Source organism: Neisseria sp. HMSC064E01 (assembly GCF_001808875.1).
GTDB lineage: Bacteria > Pseudomonadota > Gammaproteobacteria > Burkholderiales > Neisseriaceae > Neisseria > Neisseria sicca_A.
Genome location: NZ_KV794940.1, coordinates 378 through 14,058, shown reverse-complemented (window position 1 = coordinate 14,058; position 13,681 = coordinate 378). Strand labels below are relative to the sequence as shown.

At 47.5% G+C, this 13,681-nt stretch carries 11 protein-coding genes; 3 read left to right on the top strand and 8 right to left on the bottom strand.

Translation table 11 applies throughout. The annotated features are described in order from the left end of the window. Window positions 1–39 precede the first annotated feature (39 nt). The 7 genes from HMPREF2572_RS07610 to ilvE all read right to left on the bottom strand — a co-directional run bounded on the left by HMPREF2572_RS07610 (window position 40) and on the right by ilvE (window position 8,854). Entirely contained in the window at window positions 40–561 is a 522-nt protein-coding gene (locus tag HMPREF2572_RS07610) for a hypothetical protein (protein ID WP_070497517.1), read from the bottom strand. Between the two features lie 31 nt (window positions 562–592). Next, window positions 593–964, bottom strand: coding sequence for a toxin (locus HMPREF2572_RS07605; RefSeq protein ID WP_070497422.1), 372 nt, complete (start codon window positions 962–964; stop codon window positions 593–595). A gap of 39 nt (window positions 965–1,003) precedes the next feature. Next, complete coding sequence (dusB, locus tag HMPREF2572_RS07600; RefSeq protein ID WP_070497420.1) at window positions 1,004–2,008, bottom strand: tRNA dihydrouridine synthase DusB; 1,005 nt, start codon at window positions 2,006–2,008, stop codon at window positions 1,004–1,006. A 133-nt stretch (window positions 2,009–2,141) separates the two neighbouring features. Continuing rightward, complete coding sequence (locus HMPREF2572_RS07595; RefSeq protein ID WP_070497418.1) at window positions 2,142–2,816, bottom strand: site-2 protease family protein; 675 nt, start codon at window positions 2,814–2,816, stop codon at window positions 2,142–2,144. A gap of 126 nt (window positions 2,817–2,942) precedes the next feature. Further along, window positions 2,943–4,247, bottom strand: a complete 1,305-nt coding sequence (locus tag HMPREF2572_RS07590; protein WP_070497416.1) for an RNA polymerase subunit sigma — start codon at window positions 4,245–4,247, stop codon at window positions 2,943–2,945. A 156-nt stretch (window positions 4,248–4,403) separates the two neighbouring features. Beyond that, window positions 4,404–7,136, bottom strand: coding sequence for a right-handed parallel beta-helix repeat-containing protein (locus tag HMPREF2572_RS07585; RefSeq protein ID WP_070497414.1), 2,733 nt, complete (start codon window positions 7,134–7,136; stop codon window positions 4,404–4,406). A gap of 719 nt (window positions 7,137–7,855) precedes the next feature. After that, complete coding sequence (ilvE, locus tag HMPREF2572_RS07580) at window positions 7,856–8,854, bottom strand: branched-chain-amino-acid transaminase (RefSeq protein WP_070497412.1); 999 nt, start codon at window positions 8,852–8,854, stop codon at window positions 7,856–7,858. 388 nt (window positions 8,855–9,242) lie between these two features. Between ilvE and HMPREF2572_RS07575 the strand changes: the two genes are divergently transcribed. After that, the gene (locus HMPREF2572_RS07575) at window positions 9,243–9,587 is read left to right on the top strand and encodes a LapA family protein (RefSeq protein WP_070497410.1); all 345 of its coding nucleotides are present in this window, start codon (window positions 9,243–9,245) and stop codon (window positions 9,585–9,587) included. Window positions 9,588–9,599: 12 nt separating this feature from the next. Next, a complete protein-coding gene (gene lapB, locus HMPREF2572_RS07570) occupies window positions 9,600–10,769 on the top strand; it encodes a lipopolysaccharide assembly protein LapB (RefSeq protein ID WP_016687605.1) in 1,170 nt (389 codons plus the stop codon). Between the two features lie 60 nt (window positions 10,770–10,829). Here the strand turns inward: lapB and HMPREF2572_RS07565 are convergent, their stop codons facing one another. Next, complete coding sequence (locus HMPREF2572_RS07565; protein ID WP_016687607.1) at window positions 10,830–11,624, bottom strand: thymidylate synthase; 795 nt, start codon at window positions 11,622–11,624, stop codon at window positions 10,830–10,832. 532 nt (window positions 11,625–12,156) lie between these two features. Between HMPREF2572_RS07565 and gdhA the strand changes: the two genes are divergently transcribed. Beyond that, complete coding sequence (gene gdhA / locus HMPREF2572_RS07560; RefSeq protein ID WP_070497408.1) at window positions 12,157–13,494, top strand: NADP-specific glutamate dehydrogenase; 1,338 nt, start codon at window positions 12,157–12,159, stop codon at window positions 13,492–13,494. Window positions 13,495–13,681: the final 187 nt, after the last annotated feature.

The window sequence follows — 13,681 nt, the reverse complement described above, 5'->3', positions numbered from 1 at the left end:
CCTTAGCTCCCCTGCTCGTTTTGAGATGCGCCGTAAGATTTATGCAGCAACGGGGTTCTGTAATTCCCTATCCCAAAATGCCCGCCATGTGCCGTTTTCTTGAGCAAGAAAGATAACAAATTCATTATTGACATGATCGGCAACGTATTGGATGCAATACGGTTTTTCTTCGCAATTCACTATCCAAACATGATATTGCCGTGTTCGTTGCCAAAATTTGCGGCTATACCCCTTTTCTTTATACATACTGGGAATGGGCGATTGCGCTTCTTTTTCCAAAGAGGCTTGGATTTGATTGTCCCACCCATTGAGACAATGCAAAATTTCGCTATATGGTGTTTCGCTATCACGGGGAAAATACAGCAGGATATTATGCGCACGTTCACTTAGCTCCAACTCGACCGTACTGCCCTGCTCATCATAATGTCCATTAGCATTGACCAGCCGACGGCTAGCGTCGGCTAATTCCCGCTCCCAATCCACATGTTCAAAACGATTGCGCGGAAACATGGGATCAGTTTGATGTTTTTGAGCAAAGAGCCGTTTTAACAACTGAAACATAAGACTTCCTGAAACCATCTCCTCTCGCAACCTAATCATCAAAGCAGGTAATTTTGCCAACCTTTTCTCCGTCAGGTTCGATTTCTGCTATATAACCTGAAGCTTTACCAATCCAAATGAAACGCCCGTTTTCCTCATACCAAGGCTCGCCCAGTACATACCAAGCCTTATCTAAACTGTCACCGGGTCGGATAGTTTCACATGTCGCCTTAGTCTCTCCTGGATGCTGCCCGCAAGCATCATGTTGACGACAATCGGGATTAATGCACCTGCCCTTGTCTTCACTCCAATAGCGATCCATTAATTTACAGGCTATCCAATTATAGTCATAAGCATAAAAACCGTATCCTGTCATCAACAGCGCAGCAATACCCAAGCTTTGTAAACGCGGCGTTAATTTCATATTTACTTCTCCCAAGATAAAAAGGTCGTCTGAAACGCCCTAACTTTCACGATACTCACACACCCAGCGGTCGGTTTTCTCTGAAAGCGTCTCAAGATAGGCGGCAAGGGTGTCGTATTGTGCCGCGGCGCTGTCCAAGCGGTTGATGTCGCGGCGCGTCTGCTCGCCGTCGGGCATGGCGTCGATGTACCAGCCTATGTGTTTGCGGGCGATGCGTACGCCGGCGACTTCGCCATAAAATGCGTGCATGGCGCGGATGTGGTTCAAAATGGTGGCGTTGCATTCTGCCAAGCTCAAGGCAGGCGGCAAAATGCCGTGTTCGGCGTAATGTTTCAAATCGCGGAAGAGCCACGGCCTGCCTTGTGCGCCGCGCCCTATCATGATGCCGTCGGCGGCGGTTTGTTTGAGGACGGCGGCGGCTTTTTGCGGCGAAGTGATGTCGCCGTTGACCCAGACGGGGATTTTCAGACGACCTTTGGTTTCGGCAATCAGATCGTAAGCCGCTTCGCCTTTGTACATTTGCGTGCGTGTGCGTCCATGGACGGCGAGGGCAGCAATGCCGCAATCTTCGGCGATGCGGGCGATGGCGGGCAGGTTTTTGTGGTCGTCATGCCAGCCCAAACGGGTTTTTAGGGTAACGGGAACATCCACCGCGCGGACGACGGCTTCGAGAATGGCAGCAACCAGCGGCTCGTTTTGCATCAGCGCGCTACCGGCTTGAACGTTGCAGACTTTTTTGGCAGGGCAGCCCATGTTGATGTCGATAACCTGCGCCCCAAGGCTGACGTTGTAACGCGCGGCATCCGCTATCTGCTGCGGATCGCTGCCGGCAATTTGGACGGCAACGATGCCGCCTTCATCGGCAAAATCGCTGCGGCGCAGGGTCTTTTTGGTATTTCTAAGCGTCGGATCGCTGGTCAGCATTTCGCACACTGCCCAACCTGCGCCAAAATCTCGGCAAAGTCGGCGGAACGGTTTGTCCGTAATGCCCGCCATCGGGGCGAGTGCAATGGGATTGTCGATAATGTAGCCGCCGATGCGCATGGTCAAACCGCCGTATAGAAAGGGCTGCCATTGTACAATTTTTAAGCAGGGTTTCCAATGGGATTTACTTTGACGGATAGGGAAAAAGGTCGTCTGAAAAAGTTCAGACGACCTTTGTTTTCCATTTACCTTGCTATTTTACTAAGTCGGCTATACCTGCCAAAATCAATGCGGTAAAAATAGAAACTGAGCTCCCTATCACCAGAGAAAATAAGTTAATCAAACCCGACAACGCGCCCGTAAGAAGCAAAGCCAAAACAATCCATGTTCCATAAGGTTCGATTTGACGAAACTTCATAGACCATTTGGCGTTTAGGAACGAGTCAACAATGACTCCGCCATCAAGCGGCAAAATCGGAAGCAGGTTAATGACGATCAAAACTATATTGATTGTCATACCAAACTGGGTCATGATCATTAATGGGTCAACATACGCCTCAGGGACAGCTCCACCTAAAAACGAGAGCATCCCCCAGATATACACCAGTATCAGATTGGTGACCGGGCCTGCCAAGGCAATCCATCTCCGCGCGCTGCGCACATTCTTAAAATTGCGGGCATTAATCGGTATGGGGCGTACCCAGCCATAGACAAACGGCGTTAGCATCAGGCTCAATGCGGGTGCGATGATGGTTCCTATCAAATCGATATGCGCCATCGGATTCAATGTCAACCGTCCGAATTGCAATGCGGTAGGGTCGCCGCAGCGATATGCTACATAGCCGCGCGCAATTTCACGCATGACCAAGGAAAGCATCACGGGAGGAAGAGCAAGCAGCACATAACTGAAATCAAAGTTTTGAAGCATAGTTTTCCTTAAAAAGGTCGTCTGAAAAACTCAGAAGAAACGCACAAAGGGCGCATCGTAGGTAAACACTGTCAAATTTGCAATAAGCAGGCCGCTCGAAAATCTCGGCGGCCTGTTGGCAGATGATTATTCTTCAGTTGCTGAATGTTCTTCAGTATTTTCTTCGGAATCAGTTTCTGCCTCTGATTCACCAAGCAACGACGACCACAATCCGTATTTGGATGCCATCAACTCTTTCATGGTGATGACTTTTTCGCTTGCAGGCTTAAACTTGAATACGGGTTTGCCGTAATTGTGGTAAATACTTTCCATAACGATGTTCAACGCCTGAGTGTTGCTTTTGCTGTTGACCTGCGTATAAATACGTGTTGCCAACAATCTGCCTTTTCCATTCAGATAATAGTCATAATAGAGAGGCATGCCGACCATCTTTTCAAAGCCGGAATGCATTGAAACACCTTTCTCTTTTGTACTGTCTATAAACTCGTCAAAGAATTTTTCAACTTTCTCGTAACCTTCAGCCGTAGAGCCTTCCTCCGGTTTTTTCTTCAGAGCATCAAATTCTTTTTTGAATACTTTAGAAAAAGCTTCGATAAAGAGCGGGTTATATTCGTCTTTATGGGTGTAATGGATACGGTATTTCGCTTTGTTTTGTTTGCCGAATTCATCCATATTTTCAAGACGGTATGCCTCAGCAGGAGCAGCTTTGCTGGCTTCAATAAAGGCTTTGAATGCCGCCTTTGTTGCATGGCGCAAAGGAATGCCTTTTACCATCTCTTCATCTTTAAGCTGGATGCTGATGGGTTGCTCTTCAGCCAAACGCTTACGGATCTCTTCGCTCGTAAAGAAGCTCATAATCATGGAGTTGAGCAAAGGTTGATCAATAGTCAGGCTGAGATTTTCACCATCAAGCAACATGGGAGATTGGATATTTAATTGCTCATTACGATGGTTAATCGAGATAGCAGGAATCCACTCGGCTTTTTTAGCAGGCAAGTCGATTGCGATATGCGATTTCAAACGTACGCCTTCCAAATAACGTCCGGCAACCGGATATTCCTGCCATTTGTCGAGCATCTCAGGGAACCATTTATCATCACCGGTGTTCAACAAGGCTTCTTTCAGCTTGGTTTGATCTTCTTCAGAAAGTTCGATTCCGTCTTCGTTCAATTCTTTGACTTGTTTGTCAAGTTCGGCCTGATCCTTCTTCGCCTCTTCCAAACGTGCTTTCTTCTCGCTTTCCGGCGCTACCCCTGCTTCGGCAGTAGAAGTATGAAATTTCACTTCGCTATCAATGTTATAGCTGTAATCATCCGTATAGACGCGATCAAGGGAAATTGCCATCATTTCATGGGCAGATTTGTTTTCAAGGCTGCTGCATGCGCTCAAACCAAATGCCGCCGCCAATACTAGACAAAACGTCTTTTTCATTTACTGTTCCTTAAAAAAACAATCCAATGGGAATGTAAATGACTTTTAACACAAATAATTAAATGTGACAACAGCATCGGATTGTTCGGTTTCTAAAAACGCTAAAAGGTCGTCTGAAACGGCAACTTACCGTTTCAGACGACCTTTTAAGCTCCATTACAAAATGCCGGAATGGTAAGCCTGGTCATCAATCATGGTCGGATATTTCGGATGATTGGCATAAACAGTATCGTGTACTGCATCAACCTTATGTTGAACATTACCCAACACATCGGAAAGTGAAATGTCCTTACCGGTTGTATTCACTTCTTTCAATTGGTCGCCATTGTGGGTATTGCTACCTGCATAGGTATCGATATCTGCCTCATGTTTCAGCCAAGTCGCATACAACTTACCTTTGATATCGGTATGGAGGGTATTGTTGGCAACATTCAGCGTAGCTTTTTCTTTGCCGTCACCGGTGCTGTTGACATCCACAATCGCATCATTCAGCTTGCCGTGAAGCGACAACGTATTGTTGGTCACGTTGTACTCTTTGGCATTGGTACGCATATAGGCAAATTCACGATAGCCGGCTGACTCTTCACGAACAGTAATATCGTTGTTGTTCAATGTTACCGAACCATGCAACGGAACTTCCGAACGGTGCTCTTCAATGTAGAACGGCACGGCTCCCGGTGCAATTTTTCCGATATTGGCAGTATTGTCGCTGATATTGATGGTGCCTGTACCGATACCGTTGTGTTTGTTGACATGATCGTATGTGTTGTTAATCACTGCCATCAGGTATTTAGTGGAATCACCGTCGATTTTGTTATCGGTAATATTCAGCGTGTAATCCATTTTGCTTTCATGGTTACGGAATTCAATACCATAAGTTTGGATGTTGTTTTGATACACTGCCAGATTTTTAATGGTATTGCCGCTGATGTCGTAATAACCTTTATCCGCCGTATGCAAATCGCGCAATTGGGTATTGGTTTGCACTTGGATACCGGAATACATGTGGTAATGCTTGCCTAAATCATCATCCATATAAAGACGGAAATTCTGGTCTTGTGTGATGACGTTGCCTTTAATTTTCACATTGTCCATGGAAAATAGGCGGTTGTAAGCAGCGATACCATACAAACGATCGCCGTTTAACACATTGTTTTCAATAACAATACCGGTACCATCATGCACATCCAAACCTTTGCGGTAGTTGTGGTCGGTCGTGTTGTTGCGGAAAGTAATGCCGTAGTTATAGCTGCCCGCCATAGCAGTCATGCCATAACCAGTACCGCCATCCGCTTCGTGACCGTTCCACTCCAATCTGTTGCCTTCACCGACAAAGTTCTTTTGGTATCCGACCATCGCACCGGCAACACGGTTGTGGTGCAGATATGAGTCGACAATACGGTTGTTTTCACCCAAAGGAAGATTGTCATAATGCTCATTAATCTCACCGCTGTGGACGCGCACTTTGTAAGTTTGGCTCTTACCTGCTTCACGAACCAATGCATCAGTCGATGTAAACATCACACCCGCACGGTTGGCGCCGGATACCTCAACTTTGCTAATCAAAGTGTGGTCAGCATCATTGACCAAAATGCCGCTAACTTTTCCGAAATAGCTCAAACCCTTACGGTAAAAGTCGGGATTGGTATATTTGACAGACAGATTCGCAATCGTTTTGTGGTTTTGTCCGTCCACCAAAATACCGGCAAATGCGCGAATATCATCGTGATTGGTATTGGGGTTGAACACGCCTACTTGTGCTTTATCAAATGTGATCAGCGTCTTACCCATACCTGAACCGAAAATGCCTTTGACACCTGAATTATTGCCATTGATGACAATTTGGTCAGAAATATAGTAAGTGCCGTCCATGAACAGCATGGCTTTTTCTTTGTGCGCCGCATTCAATGCCGCTTTGATGGCAGCCAAGCTGTCTTTTTTACCTGTCGGATCAGCACCAAAATCATTGACGTTAATGTATTTGCCAAACTCTTTTGATTGATGGACGGTGTAGTTGACCACTACCTCTTCGCTCACGTCATCTTGTTGATTGGCGTGATTTTCAGCTTGTTTGGCAGTATGGGCGGCATTGGGTTTAGACGTATTGTGTCGAGCCGCTTCTTTATTGCCACTTACCTGATTGTCTTCATGTTTGTGGGCAACTGTTACTGCGTTTGTCGAATACGCAGTTTTACCGCTGGTTTGCTGATTGTGTGCGACATCAGTTTCGGTATGTTGCGCTTTCTCGGCAGCTTGTTTTTCAGCCAGGATTGCTTTGGTTTTAGCCGCAATTTCGGCTTGTTTGGCAGCATGCGCGGCTTTTGATTTTTCTAATGCTTCAGCCTGTCTTGCAGCCGATGCTGCTTTGGCTTTTTCAACAGCTTCGGCTTGTCGTGCCGCAGCGGCAGCTTTTGCTTTTTCCATAGCTTCTGCATGTCTTGCTGCAGCAGCGGCAACGGCAGCCTGTCTTGCAGCTTGGTATTTTGCCATGAGCTGCTCTTTGGCTGCTTGAGCTTCAGCCTGTTTGCGTGCGACGGCATCAGCGCGGAGAGCCTGAGACATGATGGCCATTTCTTTGCTGGTTAGTTTACTGCGGTCAGCAACCAGCGCAGGTTTTGAAACTTTGGATGTAGTGGTATCGGCAGAGGATGTGTTCTGCAGACCGAGAATCTTATCTTGCCCCCTCAATTGTTTAGGCAGGGCGGCTGCCAGATTCAGACCGCCAAAAGAATGGTCGTAAATCAATTTGTTCAATGCAGAAGGAGCATTGCCGGTATTGTCTTGGCTTTTAGCAACCGCATGATTAGGATTAGATTGAGAAGTTTGACTTCTAGTATGAACTTTTGTTTGTCCGAGATTAAAGAAGGAGTGCGTGGTTTTAGATGACATAATATATTTTCCCTAATTAAAAAGCTGCAGGCTTGCGCCCGAAGCAAAGAAAGCAATGCTTTCTACCCTTTTTCTGCGATCTTTATATGTCGCTTGTATGATTTGGAATCGTTTCCATCGCCATATAAATAGACGTAACGATTATTACTCATTCTAAAACCTCAAAACCTAATGCTCTTTTTTAATCCCTTCGCCTTTTAAACAAAAACCAATCTTTAAATTATTTCGATATCATTTCAGACGACGTTTTCTGACTTTTTGGAAAAGTCGTTCCAAAGTTTTCACCTGGAACAGTCATCTTGAAATGTCAAATTAATAAATTAAATGCAGCTTTATATTAAAAAACGTAAACCTAAGTCTATCAGAGTTCTAGAGTATCTATTTAGTTCACTACAACATCGATTTAAATCCCTTTTGCCGATGCCTTCTAGCAAACCAATATACCAAACGAGTAATAAAATGATTATAGCATATTGAATTGGTATAATTACATTTTCATAACTTAGCAAATATTAAAAAAACTTAATTATCTGAAAAATAATAAAATTTTTTTATTTTTTAGTTTGAAGAGTGACTGTTTTTCACAACAACAAACAAAATATCAAAATATTTTTTGCCAAATGCCGCGTAAAAAACCACCGATAAAATAAAAAAGGTCGTCTGAAAAGAAAATTTCTTTTCAGACGACCTTGGATTCGTGCTATCAATACAAAATCAAATCAGCACACTTCAACCAACCAGCCATGTTTGTCTTCCGCCAAACCGTATTGGATGTCGGTTAAGGCTTTGCGCAGGGCGTAGCCGCGTTCTTGGCTCTTCACTTCGATTTCTTTGCCGTCGATAACGAAAGAAGTAACGGGCGAGATGACGGCAGCGGTGCCGGTCAGAATCGCTTCTGCGCCCTCTTCGACTGCGTCTTTGAGTTCGTCTACGGTAAAATTGCGTTCGCTGACGGTGTAGCCCAAGTCTTTAGCGACGGTCAGCACGGAATCGCGGGTTACGCCGTGGAGGAATTCATCGGTCAACGGTTTGGTGATGATTTCGTTGTCTTTAATCAGGATAAAGTTGGACGCGCCGGTTTCCTGTACGTCGCCGTTCGGGCAGAACAGGACTTGGTTTGCACCGTGTTCGGCTTTTGCTTTCAGTACCCAAGGCATGGCGGAGGCGTAGTTGCCGCCGCATTTGACGCGGCCCATGTGCGGTGCGCAGCGGATGTGTTCGGTTTCAACCAAAATTTTCACGGGCGAACCGGCTTTGAAATAGTCGCCGACCGGAGAAGCGAGGATATAAAGCAGCGCGGTTTCGGACGGCGAACCGGCTTTGCCGATAACGGGGTCGGTTCCGATTAATGTCGGGCGCAGATACAGCGCGGCAGGCGCATCGGGAATTTCATCGGCGGCGCGTTTGACCAATTCGATCAGGGCATTTAAATAGGCTTCGGTTTCGGGGCGCGGCAGGTGCAAAATGTCTGAACTTTGCTGCATACGGGCGATGTTTGCCGTCGGGCGGAACAAGACGATTTTGCCGTTTGCCTGACGGAATGCTTTTAAGCCTTCAAAGCATTCGCTGCCGTAATGCAGGGCGTGCGCGCCGGGCGCGAGGGTGAGGTCTGAGGAAGTTTGCCATTCGGTTGACTGCCATTTGCCGTCCTTATAGGCGATAACGGGCATTTGGGCGTGGAAGACGCTGCCGAATACGGCGGGTACAGGTCTGCTCATGATGATTGCCTTTCTTATTCTGTTTGGTTCTGTTTAGATATTAAAAGTTGAAAGATACGCCTGTACGGATGGTTTTGACAAGTGCAAATGCCCGTTTCGAAAACGGCTTCCGTCCAAGCCCTTGCCTGATAACGAAATACGGGCAACCGCCTATTCCGATGCGCATACAAATTGTCAGCAATCATGCCTACTGTTTACTACATATATATAATGAAGCCTGAGGTCGTCTGAAAACTGCCGCACATCCTATCCGAAACAATCCAAATCGTTTAAACTAAGCCGCATCTGCGGTAAACGGATTCAGAAACAGAATCCACATCGACCGCCCTACTGAATTTTCAGACGACCTTTTCAAAACTTTCCGACAGGCATACCGCCGGAGACATCCATGAAACTGATTTACACCATTATCAAAGTCATCATTTTATTATTGTTTTTACTGCTCGCCGTCATCAATACCGACAGCGTCGCCTTCCACTATCTGCCCGGTCAAAAAGCCGATTTACCGCTGATTGTCGTCCTCTTCGGCGCGTTTGTTATCGGTATCGTATTCGGCATGTTTGCCCTGTTCGGCAGACTTTTGGCGTTGCGCAGCGAAAACAACCGCCTGCGTGCCGAAGTCAAAAAACACGCACATTTGAGCGAAAAAGACCTTATCACCCCCGTATCTCAACCAACCGTACCGCAAACGACTGCTCCCGCCAACCAACCCGTACAAACGCCCAAGCCTTAAAGAAGGAATCACATGGACAACGAATTGTGGGTCATCCTACTGCCCATTACCCTTTTGCCCGTCTTCTTTGCCATGGGCTGGTTTGCCGCCCGTATCGACATGAAAACCGTGTTGAAACAGGCGAAAAGCGTGCCTGCCGGCTTTTACAAAAGTCTGGACGCATTGGTTGACCGCAACAGCGGCCGTGCCGCCCGCGAGCTGGCGGAAGTCATCGACCAGCAGCCGCAGTCTTACGACCTCAACCTGACATTGGGCAAACTCTACCGTCAGCGCGGCGAAAACGACAAAGCCATCAATATGCACCAAGCCCTGCTCGACTCGCCCGATACCGTCAACGAAAAACGCGCGCGGGTGTTGTTCGAACTTGCGCAAAACTACCAAAGCGCAGGCTTGGTTGACCGCGCCGAACAAATCTTCATCGGTTTGCAAGAAGGCAACATGGCGCGCGAAGCCCGTCAGCACCTGCTCAGCATCTACCAGCAAGACCGCGACTGGGAAAAGGCCATTGAAACCGCGCAACTCCTCAGCCACGACGAGCAGACCTACCAATTTGAAATTGCACAGTTTTATTGCGAACTTGCCCAAACCGCGCTGTTTAAATCCAATCTTGACGCCGCCCGTTACAACGTCCAAAAAGCTTTGGACGCCAACAAAAAATGCGCCCGCGCCAATATGATTTTGGGCGACATCGAAACCAAACAGGGCAATTTCCCCGCCGCTGTCGAGGCATACGGCGCCATCGAGCAACAAAACCATGCCTACCTGAGCATGGTCGGCGAGAAACTCTACGAAGCCTACGCCGCCCAAGGCAAACAGGAAGAAGGGCTGAACCGGCTTATTGGCTATATGCAGACCTTCCCCGATTTAGACCTCATCAACGTCATCTACGAAAAAGCCCTGCTGCTCAAAGGCGAAAGCGAAGCCGCCCAACTTGCCGTCGAACTCGTGCGCCAAAAACCCGACCTCAACGGCGTGTACCGCCTGCTGGGTTTGAAAATCAGCACCATGAATCCCGCGTGGAAAGCCGATGCCGACATGATGCGCTCCGTCATCGGCCGCCAACTTCAGCGCAGCGTCATGTACCGTTGCCGCAACTGCCACTTCAAATCCCAAGTCTTCTTCTGGCACTGCCCCGCCTGCAACAAATGGGAAACCTTCACACCCAATAAAATCGAGGTCTAAACCAAACCAACAAAAAGGTCGTCTGAAAAGTTTCAAACGACCTTTTATCTATTCTCCAAACTACACCGCTACGGCAGCCTTGATGTGCGGATGCGGGTCGTAGCCTTCCAACTCGAAATCTTCAAATTTGAATGCAAACAAGTCTTTGACTTCGGGATTGATTTTCATCACCGGCAGCGCGCGGAAGTCGCGGCTTAATTGCAGTTTTGCCTGTTCAAAATGGTTGCTGTACAGATGCGCATCGCCGAAGGTGTGGATAAATTCGCCTGCTTCCAACCCGCAAACTTGGGCAATCATCATGGTCAACAGCGCGTAGCTGGCAATGTTGAACGGTACGCCGAGGAAAATGTCCGCGCTGCGTTGGTAAAGCTGGCAGGACAATTTGCCGTTGGCAACGTAAAACTGAAACAGCGCATGGCAGGGCGGCAATGCCATTTCATCCACCAGCGCGGGATTCCATGCCGAGACAATCAGGCGGCGGGAATCGGGATTTTTCTTGATTTGTTCCACCACGTTGGCAATTTGGTCGATATGGCGGCCGTCGGGTGCAGGCCAACTGCGCCATTGGTAGCCGTACACAGGTCCCAAGTCGCCGTTTTCGTCCGCCCATTCGTCCCAAATGGAAACATTGTTATCTTTCAGATATTTGATGTTGGTATCGCCTTTGAGGAACCAAAGCAGCTCATGAATAATCGAGCGCAAGTGCAGCTTTTTGGTGGTCAGCAGCGGAAAGCCTTGACTCAAATCGAAGCGCATTTGATAGCCGAACACCGAGCGCGTGCCTGTACCAGTACGGTCGGATTTGTCGGTGCCGTTTTCGAGAACGTGGCGCATTAAGTCGTGGTAGGCTTTCATTGGTATCCTTTAAGAGTGTGTGTTGTTGGAAATGCTTTGGGGCGTATTGTATAGCAATTTGTCGATAAGCTGCATGATAGAGGTCGTCTGAAAACGGCAAATCTGGTTTCAGACGACCTTTGCGTTATCCATTATTGAACACCCACAAACACGCTCTCCCACCCAAAACAAGATTCATTTTTTCAACATGTTATTTTCTTTCTTAGCTTCTTTTTCAAGCAAAAAATCAGCGTTATTGTTGACAATATCAGTCATATTTACATGAAAATTTGCGCCAGATTAAATTTTTACACCGTCCTAATCTGAATTTCTAGTTTAACTACTCAGAACATAAATTCAATTTATATTTAATTTATGGAATTTTTAAAAATATTTTTATATTTTATTGGTTAAACATACCAAATAATAAAATTCTCAAAAAAATAATGTCAACAATTTTCATCAAAACCGCTTGGCAGGCAAAAAAATTAGGTTTATATTTCTTTCCATAAATTCATTATCTCTTTCAAATCTTATTCTCAAGGAGCACCAAATGACTGACCTGAATGCCTTGTTTGCCAATCTAAAACAACGCAACCCCAATCAAGAGCCGTTTCACCAAGCGGTTGAAGAAGTATTCATGAGCTTGGGCCCGTTTTTGGCAAAAAATCCGAAATACACCCAGCAAAACCTGCTTGAGCGCATCGTCGAACCCGAGCGCGTCATTATGTTCCGCGTCACTTGGGTGGACGACAAAGGACAAGTCCAAGTCAACCGCGGCTACCGTATTCAAATGAGCTCCGCCATCGGTCCTTACAAAGGTGGCTTGCGCTTTCACCCGACCGTCGATTTGGGCGTATTGAAATTCCTCGCCTTTGAACAAGTGTTCAAAAACGCCCTGACCACCCTGCCCATGGGCGGCGGTAAAGGCGGCTCCGACTTCGATCCAAAAGGCAAATCCGACGCTGAAGTGATGCGTTTCTGCCAAGCCTTTATGAACGAACTCTACCGCCACATCGGCCCGAACACCGACGTACCCGCAGGCGACATCGGCGTAGGCGGTCGTGAAATCGGCTTCCTGTTCGGACAATACAAAAAAATCCGCAACGAATTTACCTCCGTCCTGACCGGTAAAGGCCTCGAATGGGGCGGCAGCCTCATCCGTCCCGAAGCAACCGGCTACGGCACCGTATATTTCGCCCAATCCATGCTGCAAACGCGCGGCGATTCGATTGAAGGCAAACGCGTTCTGATTTCCGGCTCCGGCAACGTCGCACAATACGCCGCCGAAAAAGCCATCCAACTGGGTGCGAAAGTGCTGACCATTTCCGACTCCAACGGTTTCGTCCTCTTCCCCGACAGCGGCATGACCGAAGACCAACTCGCCGCGCTTATCGAGCTGAAAGAAGTCCGCCGCGAACGTGTTTCCACTTATGCCCAAGAACAAGGTTTGAAATACTTTGAAAACCAAAAACCGTGGGGCGTTGCCGCCGAAGTCGCCCTGCCCTGCGCAACCCAAAACGAATTGGACGAAGATGCTGCCAAAACCCTGCTGGCAAACGGCTGCTACGTCGTTGCCGAAGGTGCGAACATGCCTTCCACTTTGGGCGCAGTCGAGCAGTTCGTCAAAGCGGGCATCCTGTATGCACCGGGCAAAGCCTCCAACGCCGGCGGCGTGGCAACTTCAGGCTTGGAAATGAGCCAAAACGCCGTCCGCCTGTCTTGGAGCCGCGAAGAAGTCGACCAACGCCTGTTCGACATCATGCACAGCATCCACGAATCCTGCCTGAAATACGGCACTGAAAACGGCAAAACCAACTACGTCAACGGTGCGAACATCGCCGGTTTCGTCAAAGTCGCCGATGCGATGCTGGCGCAAGGCATCGTGTAAGTTTGATTCTCCCGACTTTAAAATGTGGAAAGGTCGTCTGAAAACCTTAATTCAAGGTTTTCAGACGACCTTTTTACTGTTCGGAACTGCTTATAGCGGCTTCAAAGACAGACACACAATAAAGCGCACCTTAGTATGATTTCAAACCTGCCTCGTTTTTTATAGTGGATTAAATTTAAATCAGGAC